Source organism: Mycoplana sp. ABR4_002, from assembly GCF_056159645.1.
In genome coordinates, this window is the sequence record NZ_JBSWVO010000001.1 from 2,418,474 (window position 1) to 2,438,482 (window position 20,009).

General features: G+C 66.9%; 17 protein-coding genes and 1 tRNA gene. 7 read left to right on the forward strand and 11 right to left on the reverse strand.

Going from position 1 to position 20,009, the window contains the following annotated elements; genetic code table 11:
• The first annotated feature begins 2 nt into the window (after positions 1-2).
• Together ACXAGF_RS11680 and ACXAGF_RS11685 are read left to right on the forward strand one after the other, a co-directional pair.
• Positions 3-2,366: an ABC transporter permease gene (locus tag ACXAGF_RS11680; protein ID WP_475017190.1), complete on the forward strand. Its 2,364-nt coding sequence runs from the start codon at positions 3-5 to the stop codon at positions 2,364-2,366.
• Positions 2,367-2,369: 3 nt separating this feature from the next.
• On the forward strand, positions 2,370-3,569 hold the full coding sequence (locus ACXAGF_RS11685) for an efflux RND transporter periplasmic adaptor subunit (RefSeq protein ID WP_475017191.1): 1,200 nt from the start codon (positions 2,370-2,372) through the stop codon (positions 3,567-3,569).
• A gap of 21 nt (positions 3,570-3,590) precedes the next feature.
• Here the strand turns inward: ACXAGF_RS11685 and ACXAGF_RS11690 are convergent, their stop codons facing one another.
• Entirely contained in the window at positions 3,591-4,715 is a 1,125-nt protein-coding gene (locus tag ACXAGF_RS11690; protein WP_475017192.1) for a site-2 protease family protein, read from the reverse strand.
• 309 nt (positions 4,716-5,024) lie between these two features.
• Here ACXAGF_RS11690 and ACXAGF_RS11695 point away from each other — a divergent pair, with 309 nt between their 5' ends.
• Entirely contained in the window at positions 5,025-5,450 is a 426-nt protein-coding gene (locus ACXAGF_RS11695) for a hypothetical protein (protein ID WP_475017194.1), read from the forward strand.
• A gap of 22 nt (positions 5,451-5,472) precedes the next feature.
• Here ACXAGF_RS11695 and ACXAGF_RS11700 read toward each other — a convergent pair whose 3' ends face one another.
• Positions 5,473-6,228, reverse strand: coding sequence for a response regulator (locus ACXAGF_RS11700; RefSeq protein WP_475017195.1), 756 nt, complete (start codon positions 6,226-6,228; stop codon positions 5,473-5,475).
• A 134-nt stretch (positions 6,229-6,362) separates the two neighbouring features.
• Here ACXAGF_RS11700 and ACXAGF_RS11705 point away from each other — a divergent pair, with 134 nt between their 5' ends.
• Together ACXAGF_RS11705 and ACXAGF_RS11710 are read left to right on the forward strand one after the other, a co-directional pair.
• The gene (locus ACXAGF_RS11705; protein WP_475017197.1) at positions 6,363-7,121 is read left to right on the forward strand and encodes a helix-turn-helix domain-containing protein; all 759 of its coding nucleotides are present in this window, start codon (positions 6,363-6,365) and stop codon (positions 7,119-7,121) included.
• On the forward strand, positions 7,121-9,004 hold the full coding sequence (locus ACXAGF_RS11710; protein ID WP_475017200.1) for a hybrid sensor histidine kinase/response regulator: 1,884 nt from the start codon (positions 7,121-7,123) through the stop codon (positions 9,002-9,004). The genes ACXAGF_RS11705 and ACXAGF_RS11710 overlap by 1 nt, the downstream gene beginning before the upstream one ends.
• Before the next feature lie 57 nt (positions 9,005-9,061).
• Here ACXAGF_RS11710 and ACXAGF_RS11715 read toward each other — a convergent pair whose 3' ends face one another.
• The 7 genes from ACXAGF_RS11715 to ACXAGF_RS11745 all read right to left on the reverse strand — a co-directional run bounded on the left by ACXAGF_RS11715 (position 9,062) and on the right by ACXAGF_RS11745 (position 14,618).
• Positions 9,062-9,319 carry a hypothetical protein gene (locus tag ACXAGF_RS11715; RefSeq protein ID WP_475017202.1) on the reverse strand — a complete coding sequence of 86 codons (258 nt, stop codon included), beginning with the start codon at positions 9,317-9,319 and terminating at the stop codon, positions 9,062-9,064.
• A 16-nt stretch (positions 9,320-9,335) separates the two neighbouring features.
• The gene (locus tag ACXAGF_RS11720) at positions 9,336-9,560 is read right to left on the reverse strand and encodes an alkylphosphonate utilization protein (RefSeq protein ID WP_475017203.1); all 225 of its coding nucleotides are present in this window, start codon (positions 9,558-9,560) and stop codon (positions 9,336-9,338) included.
• Between the two features lie 249 nt (positions 9,561-9,809).
• Positions 9,810-10,943, reverse strand: coding sequence for an adenylate/guanylate cyclase domain-containing protein (locus tag ACXAGF_RS11725; protein ID WP_475017205.1), 1,134 nt, complete (start codon positions 10,941-10,943; stop codon positions 9,810-9,812).
• 525 nt (positions 10,944-11,468) lie between these two features.
• Positions 11,469-11,544 (reverse strand) — tRNA-Lys (locus ACXAGF_RS11730).
• 245 nt (positions 11,545-11,789) lie between these two features.
• A complete protein-coding gene (locus ACXAGF_RS11735) occupies positions 11,790-12,707 on the reverse strand; it encodes a PhzF family phenazine biosynthesis protein (RefSeq protein WP_475017207.1) in 918 nt (305 codons plus the stop codon).
• A gap of 67 nt (positions 12,708-12,774) precedes the next feature.
• Positions 12,775-13,515 (reverse strand): NUDIX hydrolase, encoded by a 741-nt coding sequence (locus tag ACXAGF_RS11740; protein ID WP_475017209.1) that lies wholly within the window; start codon positions 13,513-13,515, stop codon positions 12,775-12,777.
• Positions 13,515-14,618, reverse strand: coding sequence for an endonuclease/exonuclease/phosphatase family protein (locus ACXAGF_RS11745; RefSeq protein WP_475019271.1), 1,104 nt, complete (start codon positions 14,616-14,618; stop codon positions 13,515-13,517). Before ACXAGF_RS11745 ends, ACXAGF_RS11740 begins: the two co-directional genes overlap by 1 nt.
• A gap of 184 nt (positions 14,619-14,802) precedes the next feature.
• Here ACXAGF_RS11745 and ACXAGF_RS11750 point away from each other — a divergent pair, with 184 nt between their 5' ends.
• A complete protein-coding gene (locus ACXAGF_RS11750) occupies positions 14,803-16,404 on the forward strand; it encodes a Rossmann-fold NAD(P)-binding domain-containing protein (protein ID WP_475017211.1) in 1,602 nt (533 codons plus the stop codon).
• Between the two features lie 10 nt (positions 16,405-16,414).
• On the opposite strand, the gene ACXAGF_RS11755 is transcribed toward ACXAGF_RS11750, so the two are convergent.
• Entirely contained in the window at positions 16,415-16,831 is a 417-nt protein-coding gene (locus ACXAGF_RS11755; RefSeq protein WP_475017213.1) for an Lrp/AsnC family transcriptional regulator, read from the reverse strand.
• 143 nt (positions 16,832-16,974) lie between these two features.
• On the opposite strand from ACXAGF_RS11755, the gene ACXAGF_RS11760 reads away from it, so the two are divergent.
• Entirely contained in the window at positions 16,975-18,627 is a 1,653-nt protein-coding gene (locus tag ACXAGF_RS11760) for a M20/M25/M40 family metallo-hydrolase (protein ID WP_475017215.1), read from the forward strand.
• A 67-nt stretch (positions 18,628-18,694) separates the two neighbouring features.
• On the opposite strand, the gene ACXAGF_RS11765 is transcribed toward ACXAGF_RS11760, so the two are convergent.
• Positions 18,695-19,915 (reverse strand): aminotransferase-like domain-containing protein, encoded by a 1,221-nt coding sequence (locus ACXAGF_RS11765; RefSeq protein ID WP_475017216.1) that lies wholly within the window; start codon positions 19,913-19,915, stop codon positions 18,695-18,697.
• Positions 19,916-20,009: the final 94 nt, after the last annotated feature.

Sequence of the window (20,009 nt, forward strand, 5' to 3'; positions counted from 1 at the left end):
CCGTGAGCAGCCTCGACCGCAAGCTGCTTCGCCAGTTGTGGCGGGTGAAGGCCCAGGTCCTCGCGATCGCGCTGGTAATCGCCTCCGGCACCGCGCTGATGGTGATGGCCCTGACGACGATGGAATCGCTCCAGCAGACGACCGCGGCCTACTACGAGCGGACACGCTTTGCCGATGTCTTCGCCCGGGCCAAGCGCGCGCCGGACTCGCTCGGCCGCGACATCGCCCGGATCCCGGGTGTGCGTCTGGTCGAGACGCGCATCGTGCAGGGCGCCATCCTCGACATGGCCTTCTTTACCGAACCGGTGGTTGCCCAGGTGATCTCGCTGCCGGACAGCGGACCGCAGCTGATGAACACGCTGGTCGTCCGCTCCGGGCGCCTGCCCGATCCGAGCCGGCCGGACGAGGTGGTGGTGAGCGAACCCTTCGCCGAGGCGCACCGGCTGAGGCCCGGCGACAGCTTCGTGGCCGTGCTGCGCGGCCGCAAGCGCACGCTGCAGGTCGTCGGCACGGCGCTCAGTCCGGAGTTTGTCTATGCCATTGCCCCGGGCGGGCTGATGCCGGACGACGAACGTTTCGGCATCCTGTGGATGGGGCGCGATGCGCTGGCGGCGGCCTTCGATCTGCAGGGTTCCTTCAACAGCGTGACCCTCAGCCTGCTGCCCGGCGCCGACGGCAATGACGCGATCCGACGTCTCGACGGCATGCTCGCCCCCTACGGCGGCGTTGGCGCCTATGGCCGCGCCGACCAGACCTCCAACTGGTTCCTGGAAAGCGAGATCGAGCAGCAGAAGAACATGTCCCGGGTGATGCCGACGATCTTTCTCGCCGTCGCCGCCTTCCTGACGAACATGGTGCTGGCCCGGCTGATCGAGACGGAGCGTCGCGAGATCGGGCTGTTGAAGGCGTTCGGCTACGGCAACGTCGCGATCGGCTGGCACTACGCCAAGATGGTGCTCGTCATCGGTGCACTCGGCATCGTCATCGGCTCACTCGCGGGGGCCTGGCTCGGGCACTGGAACACCGAGCTCTACACCCAGTTCTATCGCTTCCCGTTCCTGCTCTATCGACCCGGCCCGGCCGGGTTCGTCATCGCCGGCATCGTCAGCCTGGCCGCCGCCCTGGCCGGCAGCCTGGCGGCGGTGCGCCGGGCGGTGCGGCTGCCCCCGGCGGAAGCGATGCTTCCTCCAGCCCCGCCGCTCTACCGCCGCACCTGGGCCTCGCGCACCGCACTGGCCGGCGCGCTGGACGAGCCGACGCGCATGATCCTGCGGCGCATTTTCCGCTGGCCCGTTCGGGCCTTTCTCGCCAGCCTGGGACTGGCCATGTCTGTGGCCGTGCTGATCATGGCGCTGCAGTGGGTCGATGCCATCGACTCGCTGGCCGAGAGCGTGTTCGAGCGCGGACAGCATCAGGACGCGACCATTGCCTTCAGCGACTTGCAACCCGTCAAGGTCATCGCCGAGTTCCAGCGCCTGCCCGGCGTGCTGTCCGCCGAGCCGTACCGCAACGTCGCGGCACGCCTCGGCCACGGCCACATCGTCGAGCGCCAGGGCATCATCGGCATCCCGCCCGACACCATCCTCAGTCCCGTCTTCGATGCCGAGCGGGGGCGCCTCGAAATACCGCCCGACGGTCTGGTGCTCTCGCGCAAGCTGGCCGAGATCCTCGGCGTCACGACGGGCGACACCGTTGACGTCGAGTTCCTGGAGGGACTGCAGCGGCGGCAGGCGGTGCCGGTCGTCCAGATCTTCGAGACCTATGTCGGCAAGCCCGCCTACATGAACATGGCGGCCCTCAACCGGATGGCCGGCGACGGCCACGTCGTCAGCGGCCTGCACATCCTGGTCGACGACCCGAGCCGCGCGCGGCTTCTGAGGCAGTTGAAGGATGTCCCCGACGTCGCCGCCATCCTGTTCCGGCGCGCCGCCATCGACACCTTCCACCAGACGCTGGGGGAAACGATCCTGATCTTCATCGGCTTTTTTGTCGCCTTCTCGATGACGCTCGCCTTCGGCGTGACCTACAACTCGATCCGCATCGCCCTGTCCGAGCGCGCGCGCGAACTTGCGACCCTGCGCGTCCTCGGCTTCAGCCGCTGGGAAATCTCCTACATCCTTTTGGGCGAAGTTGGCCTTCTCACCTGGGTCGCCATCCCGCTGGGTGCCGTCATTGGCTTCGGCCTCGCCTGGTACATGACGAACGCGTTCGAGACGGAACTTTACCGTGTACCTCTGGTGCTGCGTGATGCAACCTATGGCAAGGCCGCGCTGATCGTGCTCGCTGCCGCCATCGGTTGCGCCGCGATCGTGCGCCGGAGGCTCGACCGGCTGGATCTGGTGGCGGTTCTGAAGACGAGGGAGTAGCGCGTGCAGGTGGCAAGACGCAGGCTGACGTTCTGGGGCGTTTTGTTGGTGCTGCTAGTGGCCGGCATCGTCTACGCGTTGCGGCCGCAACCGGTGCCGGTCGACCTCGCTGCCGCCACGACCGGTCTCTTGCGCGTGACGATCGACGAGGAGGGCGAAACGCGGGTGCGCGACGTCTACACGCTCTATGCGCCGGTCCGCGGCCAGTTGCAGCGCATCACCGCCAATGCCGGCGATGTCGTCGAGGCCGGCAAGACGCAACTTGCGCAGATCGAGCCAGCGCCGCCGGCATTTCTGGATGCCCGCTCTGAGGCCGAGCAACAGGCCGCCGTCGAGGCGGCCCGCGCAGCCTACAATCTCGCCGCGGCCGAACTCAACAAGGCCAGGGCCGACCTGACCTTCGCCGAGGCCGAACGGGCGCGCGCCCGCACGCTTATCGCCCGCAACACGATTTCGCAGCGCGCGATGGACGACGCCGACCGCGCCTACAACGTCGCCGAGGCCAATCTTGCGACCGCCGAGGCGGCGCTGAACGTGCGGCAACATGAGCTGACCCAGGCGAGTTCGCGTCTGCTGTCGCGGCGCGAGATGCAGACCCTCGACGGGCCGTGCGAGTGCGAACCGCTGACGGCGCCGGTCAGCGGCGTGGTCCTGCGGGTCATGCGGCGCAGCCAGGGCGTGGTCGAGACGGGCACGCCCCTGCTCGACATCGGCGACCCGTCCGACCTCGAGATCGTCGTCAACCTGCTGTCGGAAGATGCCGTCAAGGTCAGACCCGGTCAGCAGGCGATCGTTACCGGCTGGGGTGGCGGCGATCTCGAGGCGACGGTGCGGCGGGTCGAGCCGTTCGGCCAGACCAAGGTCTCGGCGCTCGGGATCGAGGAGCAGCGCGTCGACGTGATCCTGGACTTTGCCGGACCGCCGGCGGACTGGCAGCCGCTCGGCCACGGCTACCGCGTCGACGTTCGGGTCATCCTGTTCGAGGGCGAGGTCCTGCGCCTGCCGCTCGGCGCCCTGTTCCGGCAAGGCGACGACTGGGCCGTATTCGTGGCGGACGGGATGCGGGCGAGGCTTCGCCCGGTGGTCGTCGGCCAACGCAACAACCTCTCGGTGGAGATCAAAGACGGGCTGGAGATCGGCGACAAGGTCGTACTCTATCCAAGCGACCGCATTGCCGACGGCGTGGCGATCAGCGAACGCTAGGCCGGACCAGGCGACCGGGCCTCAACCGCGCGAGCCTGCCTTCGGCCGGCGCAAGGTGTCGAAACGAAAGTCCTCCACTGCGCCCCGCAGCATCAGCAGCTCGCCGATCGTTTCGTGGTTCATCAGCCCGACCAGCCGCCGGTCGCGATCGATCACCGCGGCGGCGGGGGAGTTTGCCGCCTGCATCACGCGCAGACTGGCATCGATCGGGGTGTCCCTTGCGATCAGGGGGATGTCGACACGCATCGCGCTGCGCACCGACGTGCCCTGCCCGCCCTCCTTCAGCGCGGCGATGATGCCATGGCGTGTCAACAGCCCCTCGAACTCGCCGTCGCGACCGACGACCGGGAATTCGTTCTGGCTCGTCGCCAGCAGAAGCTCGACGGCCTTGCCGATGTTCGCAGAAGGCTCGAGCACCGCGAACCGGGTCACCATGACGTCACCGACAGCGACCTGGTTGGAGATCGCCCCGAGTTCGCTGTTCTGCGCCTCCGCCTGCGCCGCGAGGAAGACGAACACGGCGATGAGGATCAGCAGCGGGTTGTAAAACAGCCCGGCCACCCCCATCGCCAGTGCGAATCCCTGCCCGATTGTGGCCGCGATCCGGGTCGCATGCGCCCAGGGCCAGCGCATCGCCAGCAACGCCCGCAGCACGCGGCCGCCATCCATCGGAAAGGCCGGGATCATGTTGAACACGACGAGGACGATGTTGACGCTGGCCAACCTGACCAGGAAGCCGAGGCCGGGATCCTGCGGGTTGGTGAGCTGGTCCAGGCCGACGGTGCCGCCGATCGCCACGATCAGCACCGCCGCGATCGCCACGTTGACCATAGGGCCCGCAACGGCGATCAGCAGTTCCTCCATCGGCTTGTCCGGATTGCGTTCGAGCCGTGCCACGCCGCCGATCGGCAGCAGGATGATGTCGGGCGTCCTGATGCCGAACCGGCGCGCGACGGTGATGTGCCCGAACTCGTGCAGCACCACGCATGCGAACACGCTGACAATGAAGGCGATGCCCTCCCACGCTGCCGGCGCACCGCCGATCCGGTAGTACATGAACCAGATCCACACGAGCAGCAGCACGAACGTCATGTGCACGCGGACGGCGGTTCCGGCAACGGTTCCAAGCTTGACGTTCCATTCCATGGCCTGTCCACCCGCTGATACCACGGCAAAGCAGCGCCCGACTGCCGGATGGTCGACCATCGCCCGGGGGCGCTCGACCGCAACGCCGGCACACGTACGGCTTTGCCTTTCCTCGGCGCCAAATCGATCGGCGCTTGCCGCGTACTGGGCGCAATTTCAGCCGCCATCGCAAGCCGTCGCATTGACGCGCGTCAAAGCCGGCCTGCCCTCGATGCGCGATCGGAGAATGCTCCTTGATGGGCATCAAAGACAAGCGCGGCCAGCCGGCGCGAAATGGACCCCCATCAACCGGGCTCGGCTGGAGGGGCCATGATGACGTCCGGATATATCGTCGGCCCGATCGCTAGCGGCCAGGTTGATCGAGCATACCGCCTGGTCGAGGCCGTAGGTTGCGATATCGGCCTGACCCGGTGGCGAAAATACTGTTCGAACGCCGTCAACCGCCACCCGGCCGAAGACATCGTGACCGTCGAAACGCCGCACGGCTATGTCGCGGGCCTTGCCGTCGTGCGCGTGCGGCACAGCAGACGCTTCGGCCGCGTGCTCGACGTCCCCGTGTTCATCGTCATCAGCACCGCCAACGCCGCCGGTACACGCAACGCCCTGCTTGGCTACGCGATGGCGATGGCGCGCGGCAGGCATTGCCGCCTCGTCCGGATCGCCGGCTCGGTGCCGGCCGGCTGGCCCGGCGCTCCGCAGGGGGGCGAGCAGGCACTGCTCATCCCGGTCGGATAGCGGGCGCCTTACCGTCGCGGCTTCAGCCATCCAGGCAAGACGAGCCCTCCTGCCGCGACACCCTTGCACTGAAGACGTAGCCGACGCCGCGAACCGACTTGATGAGGCTCGGGTGGCTCGGATCCGGCTCGATCTTGCGTCGCAGCCGGGCGATCTGGGCGTCGATCGCCCGGTCGTAGGCCTCCAGATTGCGGCCCCGCGTCAGGTCCATCAGCACCTCGCGCGGCAGGACCCGGCCCGCATGCCGGACAAGCACGCACAGCATGTCGAACTCGCCGGTCGTCAGCCCGATTTCACCGCCGCCGGGCGAGGACAACTGGCGACGGGCCACGTCCAGGCACAGCCCGTCGAAGCGGTAGGCCTCCGTCACCGCCTCGTCATGGTGCGACACCTCCGCCGACCGGCGTCGCCTGAGCGCGGTCCTGACGCGCGCCAGCACCTCGCGCAGGTGGAAAGGCTTGGCGATGTAGTCGTCGGCGCCCATTTCCAGGCCGACGACGCGGTCGACCACGTCGCTGCGGCCGGTCAGCATCAGGATCGGAATGTCCGAACGGCTTCTCAGGTCGCGGACAAGCGCCAGGCCGTCCTCGCGCGGCAGGACCAGGTCGAGCAGAATGATGTCGGCGGGGTTGGCATGCAGGCTCCTGCGCATTTCCTCGCCGTCACCCGCCACGCTGACGGTATATCCCTCGCCTTCGAAATAGCGCGCCAGCATCTGCCGTATCCGGGGATCGTCGTCGACAACGAGAATGTGCTCGGGCGCGTTCTGCCTGGTCATCCCAACCTCAAGCGCGGCCGAGCGATGGCCGCCGTTACAAACCGTCACAATATAGCACCAATTCTTACACGCACGTCGTCCCGGGATCACGCGCCGACGGTCAACTTCTTCCCTGATCTGGTGGAGGAAGGACGATGAAGCTTCGAGCTGTTGGCCAGCAACCGACAAGACCGGCGCATGCGTTGAAATTGCCCGCCAACGACTTCGCCTCGGTCTTCAGCCAGCAGCCAACGGAAGCATTCGCCGCGGACCAGGCCATCTTCTGGGAAGGAGACGAGGCCAAGCATGTGTTTCTCGTCGCGGGCGGCATGGTTCGTGCCCTGCGCCTGCTGGCCGACGGCCGGCGCGTCATTGTCGGCTTCCTGCGTGCCGGCGACCTGCTCGGCGTATCGTTGAAGGAGCGCTACATCTATACCGTCGAGGCCCTGACGACCGTTACCGTGCGGCGCGTCCTGCGTTGCCGTTTCGATGACGAGCTGGCCCGGCAGCCGCGGCTGCGCGAGCAGTTGTTTTCCCGGTTGTGCGACGAGATGTCCGCCGCCCAGGACCAGACGGTGCTCGTTTCCCGCCGAAGCGCCGATGAAAGGATCGCCGCGTTTCTGCAGCTGATGGCCGGCAGCGGCGCCGTCCCCCGGGTGGTCGACCTGCCGATGAGCCGGCTCGACATTGCCGACTATCTCGGCATGACCATCGAGACGGTGTCGCGCACGATCACAAGGCTGGCGAGCGCCGGCATCATTTCCCCGCCCGGTCGGCGCTCGATCGAGGTCCTGCGTCCGGAGGCGCTTCGCGCATTGGCGCGGGGCGACGGCATTGTCCGGCGACGGTCGCCGGCGACGCCCGGCTATCGGCACTCGCCGGCGCCGGCCCGGAGACTTGCGAGTCAGGTGTGATGGGAAAGCGCCTTGAGGAAATCGTCCGCTCCCTCGACGGCACCAACCTGATCGTTCACGGCAGCGACGGCACGATCTATCACTGGAGCAAGGGCTGCGAGGCGCTCTACGGCTGGCCGCGCGCCGAGGCCGAGGGCAAGATCGTCCACGACCTGCTTGTGACGGCGTTCCCCGAATCGATCCGCAGCATTCACGGCCGGCTGGAATCGCACGGCGCATGGACCGGCGAGTTGACGCACAAGCACAGGAACGGCCACCATGTGCACGTGACGAGCCAGTGGATACGCCGCGGCTCGCAGGGACGGCGGCGCGTCATGATCATGCGGACCGACAGTGACATCACCAGCCTCAAGGACGCCCAGGCCGACCTGGCGGCGCGCGAGGCGCACCTGCGGTCGATCCTCGACACCGTTCCCGAGGCGATGGTGGTGATCGACGAGAAGGGAGCGATTGCCTCCTTCAGCTCAGCCGCCGAGCGGCTGTTCGGCTATGCCGAGGAGGAGGTGCGCGGGCAGAACGTCAAGATGCTGATGCCGTCGCCGGACCGCGAGGCGCATGACCGCTACATCGGCAACTATCTGCGCACCGGCGAGCGCCGGATTATCGGCATCGGCCGCGTCGTCACCGGTCAGCGCAAGGACGGGACGACCTTTCCCATGGAGCTTTCGGTCGGCGAAGCCGCCTCCGCCGGCAAGCGCATCTTCACCGGCTTCATCCGCGATCTGACGAGCCGCCAGCGCATCGAGGAAGAGCTGCGGCAGGCGCAGAAGATGGAAGCGATCGGACAACTGACCGGGGGGCTGGCCCACGACTTCAACAACCTGTTGACCGTCATCGCCGGCAACCTCGAGATGCTCGCCGCCCGCATCGAGGACGAGACATTGACCGAATTGCTGCAGGAGGCGCGGGCGGCCGCCGACGACGGCGCGAAGCTGACGGCGCAACTGCTCGCCTTCGGTCGCCGGCAGTCGCTCCAGCCGAAGCTGGTCGACATCGGCGAACTCGTCGCCAACTTCTCCAACCTACTGACCCGGACGCTCGGCGAGACGGTGGAACTCGCCACCACGGTCCGCGGCAGCGCCAACTTCGCCCGCGTGGACGCCTCCCAGCTCCAGAACACGCTCTTGAACCTGGCGCTGAACGCACGCGACGCGATGCCGGCCGGAGGCCGGCTGGCGGTCGAGATCTCGACGACGACGCTGGACCGGGACTATGCCTTGGCGTACCCCGAGGTCAGGATGGGGCGCTACGTGCTCGTGGCGATCACCGACACCGGTATCGGCATGTCCGAGGAGGTCAGGCGGCGCGCCTTCGAACCGTTCTTCACGACAAAGGGCATTGGGTCCGGTCTCGGCCTCAGCATGGTCTATGGCTTCGTCCGCCAGTCCGGCGGGCACATCCAGCTGCACAGCGAGCCCGGCCGGGGCACCAGCGTGCGCCTGTTCCTGCCGGCGACGCAGCCGGACGAGGACGATGAGGCGCGCCCGGCCGAGGATGCGCCGTCGACCGCCATTCCGAGGGGCCGCGGGACGATCCTGGTGGTCGAGGACGACGCGCGGGTGCGCCGTATCGCGGTGCTGCGGCTGCTCGACGCCGGCTACGACGTGATCGAGGCCGACGCCGGCGCGTCGGCCCTGGAACTGCTCGCCGACCACCCTGAAATCGCGCTCGTGTTCGCCGACATGATCATGCCGGGCGGGATGACCGGCGCGGAGCTGGCGCACCACGTTCGCGCTATGCGGCCGGGCGTGAAGGTATTGCTGACTTCCGGCTATGCCACGCCAGGCAGCGCCAGCGGGGAAGACGACGGTGCAGGCGGCTGGCTGCAGAAACCCTATACCACCCGGGAGCTTGCACTGCGGCTGCGCGAGCTGCTCGGCTGACCGCCCGCCCCTGCCCGGCCTGCGCCCTTCGGCGATCGGCCAGCTTGAAGATCTGCATCAATGCACCGACGGCTCGTCTTCCAGGAATGATCGGATGCCGTAGCGTGCCACGGTCGCCAGAAATTCGTCGAACGCCTCACGGTCGGTCGCGAACGGTTCCTCCCACTCGATGAGGTCGTCCTCCTGCGTCACGACCTCCATGCGCCAGTCGTTGTTGCTGTCGGCCGGCCTGAAGATGTCGACGAGGACCGTAACGCCGTCATCGGTAAATTCGCCGGAGAGTTCGGAATGCTCGTTCTTCGGTTTCCTGGCCATCGATGCGCTCCCGGAGCTAGGCTTTCTTCACAAACTCGGTCTTTAGCACCAGGCCCTTTACCTGCTTGGTGTTGCACTCGATCTCGCCCGGGTTGCCGTTGAGGCGGATGTTCTTCACGAGCGTGCCGCGCTTGATCGTCTCGGAGGTTCCCTTGACCTTGAGGTCCTTGATCAGGGTGACCGAGTCGCCATCGCCCAGTTGGGTGCCGTTGCTGTCCCTTACGATTGGTTCGTCCGACAAAACAATATTCCTTGGTCTCTGGTTGGCGATCATAATCTGATGCGGTGCCGGAGCGACTTTGGCAAGCCCAAACGGAAGCAGCCCCCGCCGATCGCGCCTCCCGCCCTCGCATGGTTGCCGCCACCACCCGCAACAGTGCAAACCACATTGCGCCACAGCAGCCAGCGGCGGCGGAGTGTCTGGGCGATCGCCGTTCTTGGTGATGATCAGAAAGGCTCTGGATTTGCGACAGTGGCACAGCCTTGTTGCTCATGCCTGGCTGACCTCATCAACATTCATGGCGAAGACATCGTGCTCCCCAGCCAAGCCCTTGAGCTCGAAACGCCCCATGCTTCTGCTGAAGGTGGCGGGCAGAACAGAGGCGACGATCGCGGAGCAAATCACGGTCTCGCCGGTCGCCTTGGCGATCCCTTCCAGACGGCCGACTGTGTTCACCGCCGGTCCTACCACCGTAAAGTCCAGTCGGGTGGGGCTTCCAATGTTTCCATACATCACCGGGCCAAAATGCAGGGCAGCAGTGAAAGCAGGCAGGTTCTCGCGGCGGGCAGCCGCGATCGCCCGCGACACGGCGCGCGCAGCCGCGACACAGGCAGCAGTTCGGCCGCCCTCTGCCGACTGGAAAATCGCCAAGGCGCCGTCACCCATAAATTTGAGAACGTCGCCTCCCTCTGCCCGCACCGCGTCCACCACCGCCTCAAAATAATGTCCCAGGATCGCAAGGAGTTGCGAGGGTGACGACGTGAGCGAGAGAGGCGTGAACCCGCGCAAGTCAGTAAGAAGAATTGCCGCTTCGGTTTCGACGAAGTCACCGCGGTGGATCTCACCTGCTTGCACGCGCGCGGCAGGACCGTCGCCAAGAAAGGTGGCCAGCAAGCTTGCGGTAGAGCGGCGCATGGCGACGGGTTCAAGTGCGGCGGAGAGCGGAACGGACAGGCTCTGAAGCAGAGTAAGGTGGTTCTCGGCAAATCCATCGCCGTCGCGAGTGGCAAACATCGCCGCCTGGATGATCCCGTTGCCGAAGGCGACCGGTACCGCCGCATAGTCAGTAAAGCCCGCTCGCGTCAGCTCGTGTAGGACGGAGTGCTCCTCGGGCCCAAGCAGGTTAAGCCGCCGTCGAAACCAGGTGCCGGTCTCGATCACATGCTGCGCCGGGCTGCCGACATAGGTTCGTGTGTCGAGGAGGGCATGGCTGATGGTGAAAGTCTCTGCCGCCGATTCCGGAACCCAGATGACGCCCCAGGCCGTCACGAGTGGATTGTCAACGCGCATGGCGATACGCAACCGGTGCAAGGGTACGCCCATCGCCGTCAACCGCTGTGCGAAGCCGGAGATCACGGTATTCGCGTCTCCGGATAGGCGCGCCGGACCGATCAACCAAGCCACGAGTTCTTCCGCTGTACTGGCCCGAGTGACTGCACTCTTGCGACGGGGTGTCATGGAACGATCCTAGCGCAAACGCGGGGCCGCGCGGTCGGGTGCAGCAGGAAGGGCCGCAAAACCGCGACCGTTCAAAGGGATCGCGCGAAACTGGTTCAAATTGCGCCCCCTGCGCGAGACTTCGCATCTCCTGTTCATCGCTTGATGATGTTACGGATGGTAGGCGGCGGGTACGGGGAAAAATAGTCATACCAAGGTTTGGCGCAATCGCTGTCCAAGGACGCCTTCGACTGGGCGCTAAACGCGATCGTAGCCTGCAGCGGCGGCCGGACGATACCGATCGACAGTGGCCTCGGGGAAGGAGCACCCCGCCTTCCCGCGGGCCGGACGGTTTGTCCATCGACCGGAGGCGGTCGGCGTCGATCTCGCGTCCGTGACCGGCGTAGCGCTGACGCACATCACTTTGATCACGTGGCGCGAACGGATCGCCGGCCTGCCGTCCAGACTATACAACTAAGTCTTTGAAAGATTTGGTGGGTGATCACGGGCTCGAACCGTGGACCCGCTGATTAAGAGTCAGCTGCTCTACCAACTGAGCTAATCACCCGTCCAGGACCGCGTCGCTGCGGTCTGGAGGGGCGTATACTGGCCGCGACCGGGCTTGTCTAGCCACTCTTCGAAAATTTCTTGCGATCGGCACGATTTTTTTCCGGCGATCCGGACGAGCTTCATCGACGCGGCCGTCATCGCGGGCCGCGCCGTCGGGGCGTCGGGTAAGCCGTTGGATTGGCAGCCAAACAAAGGCGAGGCATCGGACCTTGCCGTGCCAGGGAGAGCCGTGCTCCGGTCCGGTCAGAGTTCCAGCGTGCCCGCGGCGAGGCGGATGGCCTGGCCGCCGATGCGCGCGCCGGCGATCTGCCCCGAGACGACGTCGAGGTGCAGGTGGATCAGCGACGGCCGGCCCATCTCCACGCCCTGCTCGATCAGGATCGGGTGATGGCCGTCGACAAGCTGGTCGAAGTGCTGGATCGCGCCCGAAAGCGCCGCCACCGCCGAGCCCGTGGCCGGATCCTCGGCGATCCCCATGTCCGCCGAGAACATGCGGGCGTGGAAGCGCGCCAGATGGTTCACACCGTTGCGGCAGTAGAGATAGGCCGATGCCAGCCGTCCCTCGGCGAAGGGAACGCAGCGCTGCCATACCGCGGGATCGAACTCGGCAGCGGACGCTGCAATGAGGTCGTGGACCGGGACCATCACGAAGGCGACGCCGGCACTCCACAACGATGGCACGTGGTTCTCGAAACCGATCTGGCTCGTCTTCAGGCCGAGTGCATCGGCAATGGCCTGGCGATCGAGCGCCGCGTCCAGCCGCGCCGACTTCCGCGGCAGGTCGAACTCGGCGAATGCGGCCCCGCTTGCCGGCAGCTTCACCGCGCAGCGCACCGGACCGACCTGCTCTTCCAGCACGCTGACGAGATCGAGCGGACGGGCGCTGCCGCCGTTCAGCGTTTCGGCGATCGCCACGGCCGCGCCCACCGTGGGGTGGCCGGCAAAGGGCAACTCGGCAGCAGGCGTGAAGATGCGCAGGCTGGCCGTGTGGGCCGGATTGTGCGCGCGGCGCACGAACACCGTCTCGGACAGGTTGAACTCGCCGGCGATCGCCTGCATCTCGGCATCGTCCAGCCCGTCGGCGTCGAACACGACGGCAAGGGGATTGCCGGCGAGCCTGCGGTCGGTGAAGACGTCATAGACGGCGTATCGGCGCGACACGGCATGCTCCCTGATCAATCATTGCGTCCGCAAACTGCACGACGCCATCGCCCCCGGCAAGCGCAAATCACGGCGCCCCCCGATCGAAGAACCAGCGCAGCACCGGCGGCATGAACGGCGCATAGGCGTGGCGGTGCGGATCGCTGTCCCAGATCGCGACAGCGTCGTCGATCTCCGGTTCGGCCTGGCCGCGCATGTGTCGCCTGGCCCGCGCCAGCAGTTCGTCGGCCGAGCCCGGAAACCGGAACGACCGGAAGATGGTCAGCACCCGGTCGATCTGGACGGCATGATAGCCGGCCCCGGCCTGCGCCTCGCCGAGGTCGAGCCCCGTCTCCTCCGCCACCTCGCGCGCCATGTTCGCGTCGATGTCGCAGCGGTCGTCCCGGATGTCGCCACCGTCGAGCGAGCCCGCCGCGCAGTAGACCTTGCCGGGATTGGCCGTGTGCGGGGCCATCCTGATCGCGATCACGGCCCCATCCGCAGACACGACGAGCGGAAGCCCGAACAGGTGATAGCCAGGGGCGGCCGGCCGCCGCCGGCGCCACAGAAGCAGGGTCGAGAACGGCACGCGATGCGCCGTTGCACGGATCGTGCCGTCCGCGATGCTGACGTCGCTCTGCAGCAGCATTTCGCCGTCGTAGAGGCGCGGATTGGCGGCGCTCTCGGCCAGCCAGTTCTCCGCGATGGCAGAGCGCTCGGCAAGGTAGAAGGGATGCGGATCCGCCGACACCCGGATGTCGATCCGGTCGACCGCGAACGGCACGCCCTCCGGCGACCACGGGTGCAGCGGGGGCGGAGAAGCGGCCATCAGACGTCCAGCGTCATCACGACCGGGCAGTGGTCCGAGGCCTTGGGCCGGTCCCAGCCGATGCGGGGATAGCGTTCCACCGTCTGGCCCGGGGGAAAGATCGTGCGGAACGGCTGGCCGGCGCGGATGATCTCGGGGACCCGGGTCCGGTTGCGCCGCGCCAGGGCCGGCGACAACAGGATATAATCCAGCTGGCACAGGTGCCGGTCGCCCGGCCCCATGCTGTGAAACAGCGTCCAGCGGTCGTCCTCGGGCCGGAGCAGCATCGGGTTCTCGACGAAGCCGTCATCGGTAAGCGCGTCGATCGAACTGAAATCCTCCGCCACCCGGCGGAAGCTGTAGCCGTTGCGCCGGTCGCCCTCCACCACCAGTCGCTCCTGGTAATCGTTCATGTCGCCGCAGATGGCGAAATGCTTTCGGTCCGTGTCACCGGCGCCGAACCGGTTCTCGATGATGCGCCGCACGGCCTTGGCCTCTGCCACGCGCACCGGCATCGTTGAGGAACGCCCGTCCAGGCCGTCGCGGCCCGGCCCCATCGACTTGAAGTGCACGACGAAGAGGGTCAGGGGCCGGCCGCCGATTCTCAGGTCCAGTTCGAGGCAGTCGCGCTTGAAGATGCGGTCATCCGGGTCAAGTGGCGCCAGTTCGGGGACATAGAGGCCGAAATTGCGGTAGGTGACGGTCGCATGGCTGCGGATGTCGACGCACTCGATCTTCTGGCCGTCGCGGGTTTCCTCGCGCATCAGCACGGCCACGTCGATGCCGCGGCTGTCGTTGCCCTCCAGCAGGTAGCGCTGGCGATAGCCGTTGTCGACCATCCGGAACAGATAGCCGTATTCGAAGGCCTGCAGCGACTCCATATTGTCGACCTCTTGCAGGCAGAGGATGTCGGCATCGGCGTCGGCGACGGCGAGCGCCGTCTGCTGGCGCGCGTCGTCGGTCAGCGCGACCGAACGCGCCGCCTCGAGCCGCTTGAACTCGTCCTCGGAGCGGATGTTGAACAGTCTGAGCACCCGGTCCTGCCTGGCCTCGTTGCGAAAACCGGTGAAATCGAACCGCGACAGCAGGTTCTCGACGTTGAAGGTGGCAAGGCGCAGCGACATGGAGGGCACAACCATTGAAATGTCCCGGAGTTTATCTGCCCCGGACCGGATGGAAAGAGACTTTGTCGGATCCCGTGGCGCGCCCGAAGGAAACGGGGCATATCCGGGCAAGGCGTCTTGCATCCGCGGCAGGCGGCCCTCATCATCGCGCCGGTGCCGGGTGCAACGGTCTGGGAGGGCCGGAATGAAGGTATCGTCCATGGCGGGCGGCGTCGTCGCGGCCTGCCTTTTTGCGTGGCTGGCCTGCCTCGCGCCGGGTGCGAGCGCGGCGAGTTCGTACATCGCCGATCCAGGCGAAGCGGCCCGGGCTGTCGACAGCATCATCGCCGAGGCGGGCGAAAGCCGCCTGTTCAATGTCCAACTGACCGACCGCAGCGTCAGCGTCCAACTCCGGGGCCCGGCGCCCACCGACGTCGACCAGTGGCAGATCGGGCACGTCAGGCGCCTGTTCTTCGAGTTCGAGACGACCGTCGGTCCCCGCCCCTATCAATCGCCAGGCCTCGTCAGCGACACGGCTGCCGGCTTCTTCGACCGCGGCGACATCGCCCTCGAGCGGGTGTCAGAGATCGCCGCCAGGGCAATCGCCTATGCGAAGCTCAAGGACGAGGCGCATGTGCAGTCGATCGAGATCGCGCGGCAGGTCGACATCCTGCCCGAGGCCGCGTTCGGCGAGGTGCGCTGGTCGATCTATGTCACGACCGGGCGCGAAAGCGCGAAAATCCGTGCCGACGCCGCCGGCAACATCATCGGGGGCGACCTGTCCAACACCGACCGCGCCCGCAACATGGACCTGCTCTCCGACGCCGACTGGCCGCGTCAGGAGGCGATGGACGCGATCGCGGGGATCGTCGGCGACAGCCGGCGGCTGCGCAACCTCACCGTCCGCTCGCACGCCCTGTCCTTCACCGTCGATCATCCCACGGTCGCAGGGCACAAGGAGGACTACAACTGGACGATCTCGGGCGTCACCCGCTCCCCGCTCCTGTCGCCGCTCGCCCATGGTGCCGGCAGCGACGAGCTTTTCGGGCTCGAGGACGTGGATCTTTCCGGGCTGGGCCGAGTCCGCGACGCCGCCCGCAACGCCTGGGGCGGCGATGCGCGGCTCGACTACATGATGCTGCGGCGTACGGTCGACGTGCCCGGGCCGCCGGAACTGCGGTGGGTCGTCTACTTCAGCAAGCCGGGCGCCGAAGGAGGGGCGGGCGGAACGGTCGAGGTCACGCCCGACGGCAAGGTGGCGCAGGTCAGCCGGCCGGTCTCCGACCTCGAGGATCAGGACTGGCTCGCGCCGTCGTCCGTCGCCGCCACGCTCGCCCGTATTGGCAGCGACTTCCGGCCCGGCGCCCGGTTCGCCGAACTGACCTTCGACAGCAGCAAGTTGCGGGTGCTGGCCGAGGCCCCGGAACGGCCGGGCGCGATGGCGGAGTTCCTCGCGGATGCGACCGGGATCACCCGGTCGGACGATCTGATGCCCTGGGACGAGGCGTTTCGCCCCGGGCGCCTGTTTGCGCTCGACGCAGCGGCGGTGTTCGTCAAGGACGGCCGCCTTGCCGACTTCCGGGACCGCACCTACCGCCGTCTCGGCGTTGACGGCAACACCATGCCGGTCAGCCGCTACACCTTCGGCATCGGCCAGCTCATGGGGCCGGACGGGATCTACATGGTCCCCTCGCCGGACGGCAGGCTCACCCTCGAGGTCCGGGTCGAGAGCCCGGACGGACAGAAGAATGGGCGTGTCACCTACGCCTCTTCCGGCGACGAGATCGACGTGGTCCTGCCGCGATGAGCCCGATGGCTCAGAGCGTCGTCAGGAGCAGGCTTGTCTCCGATTTCGACACACCGTCCATCGCCCGGATGTGGCGCAGCACCCGGTCGAACTCGACCAGATTCACCGCCTGGATCTCGGCCACGAGGTCCCAGGCGCCGTTGGTGGTATGCAGGGCATGCACCTCGGGAATCCCGCGCAACGCCTTGATCGCCGACAGCGTCTTCTGACCGGTGATCTCGATCAGCATGATGGCGCGCACCGCATGTGGATCTTCGGATGCCGCCACCCGAACGGTAAATCCGGTGATGACGCCCTCCTCGGTCAACCGGTCGATACGGTTCTGCACCGTTCCGCGCGAAACCTTCAGCGCGTCGGCCAGCCCGGACACCGAGGCACGACCGTCGACCCTCAGAGCGGCGAGCAGCTTGCGATCGATCGTATCCATGCTAGCCCTGTCGTATTGTTCAAGTTTGATGACAAATTGCTAATCCGATAGCACATTTTCTCAAAAAATTCCCATATCGCTTGGTCACCGGCTTCACTAGCCTGGAAATAGTCTCGACAAACACCTGTGAGAGGACCTTCGCCATGACCGTCGACGCCGGCAGCGCCGTTGCCGCCACATCCGCCCGCGCCCGCACCCTCAGCCTCGAGCTGACCGGCTGGCCGAGCGTCTCGGGCACGCCCGGTGAGGCGGAGTTTTCGACTCGGCTGCATGCATTGCTTGCCCGTACGCCGTATTTCGCAGCGCATCCGGACCAACTCGTGACGGTCGACAGCCATGGCGATCCGCTCACCCGCAGCGTCGTGGCGCTGGTACGCGGCCGCGGGCGCCGGACGGTGGTGCTGGCCGGCCATTTCGACACCGTCGCGACCGGCAACTACGGCACGCTCGAGCCGCTGGCGTTGAAACCCGTGGACCTGACAAGGGCGCTGGTGGCCGAGCTCGCCGGCCGCCGCCGCAACGGCTCCGAGGACAAGGCGCTCGCCGATCTCGAAGGCGGCGAATTCCTCCCCGGCCGGGGCCTGCTCGACATGAAGAGCGGCCTTGCCGCCGGGATTGCGGCGATGGAACGCTTCGCCGCGGACGGTCGGCTCGACGGCAACGTGCTGTTCGTCGCGACGCCGGACGAGGAGGCGCTGTCCCGCGGCATGCGCAGCCTGCGGGACGCCTTCCCGGCGCTTGCCCGGCGCTTCGACCTCGACATCGTCGCCGGCATCAATCTCGACGCCTCGAGTTGCGAACGCGACGGCGAGGAGGGCCGCGCGGTCTATCTCGGCTCGGTCGGCAAGTTCCTGCCCTTCGCCTATGTCGTCGGGCGGCCGACGCATGCCGGCTACCCCTTCGACGGAACCAGCGCGACCGCAATCGCCGCCGCCATCGTTGGCGCGATCGACACCAACCCGGACCTGCGCGACGCGGCGCTGGGGGAAGCCTCGCCGGCGCCGGTCTGCCTCGAGATGAAGGACATGCGCCACGGCTACGACGTGACCACGCCCGATGCCGTCTGGCTCGCCTTCAACTGGCTGACCCATCGCCGCGGCGCGGCCGAATTGCTCGCTGACTTCGAGCGCGAGGTGGGCCACGCACTGGGGAAGGCGCTCGCCCGGCAGGCGCGGAACCGGCGTCGCGCGCTGGCCGATGACGTGCCGGACGCCCCCGGAGCCGTCCTGTCCTATGCCACGCTCCGCAGGTTGGTGCGCGACCGCGGCGGCGCAGAGGCGCTCGCACGCGTTGCGGCGCTGGAGCAGTCGCTCGCCGGCGGCGACAATCCGCTCGCCGTCACCCGAGCGCTCGTCGCCTCGATGGTGCGCGAGGCCGGGCTGGAGGGGCCCGCCGTGGTGACCGGCTTTGCCAGCCTGCACTATCCGCTGGTCCATCTCGACCGCTTCGGGGCCCGCGGGGCCGCGCTGCGCGACGCGCTCGCGCAGGTGATGCAGCGCATCGGCCAACGCCACGCCACCTCGATCAAGTTCAAGCAGATCTTCGCCGGTATTTCCGACATGAGCTTTTTCGGGCACCGCCCGGACGGCACAGAGGCGGCATTGCTGGCCGACAACACGCCTGCGGCCGCCTTTTCCGACGAGGTACCGGACGATCTGTTGTCCTTCCCCGTGGTCAACATCGGTCCGTGGGGGCGCGACTACCACCAGAAATGGGAGCGGGTTCATGCCCCCTATTCGTTCGGCGTGCTGCCGGACCTGGTCCACGAGGCGGCGATCGCCTGCCTTCGTAGCTGAGCTCGCGCAAACGAAAATCCCGGGCATGGACAATGCCCGGGACCGGTACCGCGGCAGAAAAGCCGCGTCAGGGAAGCTCGTCGCGGACGAGCGCGCCGAGCCGGGAGATGCCCTCGTCGATGGTGGCCTCGTCGGCGCAGGAGTACGAGATGCGGAAGGTGTTGGCACCGCTGCCGTCGGCATGGAAGGCCTTGCCCGGCACGAAGGCGACCTTCTTCGTCTCGATCGCCTTGGCCAGAAGACTTGCCCCGTCCATACCCTCGGGCAGCGTCACCCAGATGAACATGCCGCCTTCGGGCCGGGTCCAGCTGACGCCCGCGGGCATGTAGGTCTCGAGCGCCGCCAGCATCGCGTCCCGACGCTTGCTGTAGGCCGCCCGGATCTTGCGGACCTGGGCGTCGAAGCCGCGCTCGGCGACATGGGCGATCGCCATCTGGTTGATCGTCGAGGAATGCAGGTCGGCAGCCTGCTTCATCAGCACCAATTTGCGGATGACGTCGGCATTGGCGACGATGTAGCCGACGCGCAGGCCGGGGGCGAGCGTCTTGGAGAAGCTGCCGCAGTAGATCGTGCGGGAGGCGTTGATGTCACAGCCCTTGCGCGCCAGTTCCAGCGCCAGGATCGGCGGGATCGCCTCGCCGTCGTAGCGCAGCGATTGGTAGGCGCCGTCCTCGATGATGGCAATATCGAGTTCCTCGGCGAGCGCGATCAGCTTCTCGCGGCTCTCCCGATCGACGGTCTCGCCCGTCGGGTTGGCGAAGTCGGCCGAAAGATAGGCGAACTTGACCTTGCCGCCCGCATCCTTCGCCGCCTTGCGATAGGATTCCGGCGTGCGGTTGCCGTTCAGCGTCAGCTGGTCGTAGGTCGGCTCATAGGCGTTGAAGGCCTGCAGCGCCCCGAGATAGGTCGGCCAGGTGACGAGTGCCGTGTCGCCGGGAGACAGGAAGAGCTTGCCGAGATAGTCGAGCCCCTGCTGCGAGCCGGAGACGATGAAGACATTGTCCAGCGTGCAGTCGACGCCCAGCTTCCTCATTTCGGCGGCAAGCCATTCGCGCAACGGCTTGTAGCCTTCACTGACGGAATACTGCAGGGCCGCGCTGACGGCGTTGCCGGAAAAGATCTCGGCATAGGAAGCCTTGAAGTCCTGGTCCGGAAACAGCGCCGGATCCGGAATGCCGCCGGCGAAGGAAATGATGTCGGGGCGATCGAGCAGCTTGAGCAGTTCGCGGATCTCCGACGCCTTCATCCGCGACGCGCGCGTGGCAAAGATGTCTTCCCATTTCAGCATGAGGGTTTCCTCGGATTTTCTTGGATGCGGGAGAGCACCACAGCGGCCGAATTAAGTCAACATTGCTGACCTAAAATCATGTCTCACCGGCAGG

Bases quoted from the DNA above. Each gene is read 5' to 3' on its own strand.
- ACXAGF_RS11690 (WP_475017192.1), bottom strand. From the start codon at position 4,715: ATGGAATGGAACGTCAAGCTTGGAACCGTTGCCGGAACCGCCGTCCGC.
- ACXAGF_RS11695 (WP_475017194.1), top strand. From the start codon at position 5,025: ATGATGACGTCCGGATATATCGTCGGCCCGATCGCTAGCGGCCAGGTT.
- ACXAGF_RS11700 (WP_475017195.1), bottom strand. From the start codon at position 6,228: ATGACCAGGCAGAACGCGCCCGAGCACATTCTCGTTGTCGACGACGAT.
- ACXAGF_RS11705 (WP_475017197.1), top strand. From the start codon at position 6,363: ATGAAGCTTCGAGCTGTTGGCCAGCAACCGACAAGACCGGCGCATGCG.
- ACXAGF_RS11710 (WP_475017200.1), top strand. From the start codon at position 7,121: ATGGGAAAGCGCCTTGAGGAAATCGTCCGCTCCCTCGACGGCACCAAC.
- ACXAGF_RS11715 (WP_475017202.1), bottom strand. From the start codon at position 9,319: ATGGCCAGGAAACCGAAGAACGAGCATTCCGAACTCTCCGGCGAATTT.
- ACXAGF_RS11740 (WP_475017209.1), bottom strand. From the start codon at position 13,515: ATGGCCGCTTCTCCGCCCCCGCTGCACCCGTGGTCGCCGGAGGGCGTG.
- ACXAGF_RS11745 (WP_475019271.1), bottom strand. From the start codon at position 14,618: ATGTCGCTGCGCCTTGCCACCTTCAACGTCGAGAACCTGCTGTCGCGG.
- ACXAGF_RS11750 (WP_475017211.1), top strand. From the start codon at position 14,803: ATGAAGGTATCGTCCATGGCGGGCGGCGTCGTCGCGGCCTGCCTTTTT.
- ACXAGF_RS11755 (WP_475017213.1), bottom strand. From the start codon at position 16,831: ATGGATACGATCGATCGCAAGCTGCTCGCCGCTCTGAGGGTCGACGGT.
- ACXAGF_RS11760 (WP_475017215.1), top strand. From the start codon at position 16,975: ATGACCGTCGACGCCGGCAGCGCCGTTGCCGCCACATCCGCCCGCGCC.
- ACXAGF_RS11765 (WP_475017216.1), bottom strand. From the start codon at position 19,915: ATGCTGAAATGGGAAGACATCTTTGCCACGCGCGCGTCGCGGATGAAG.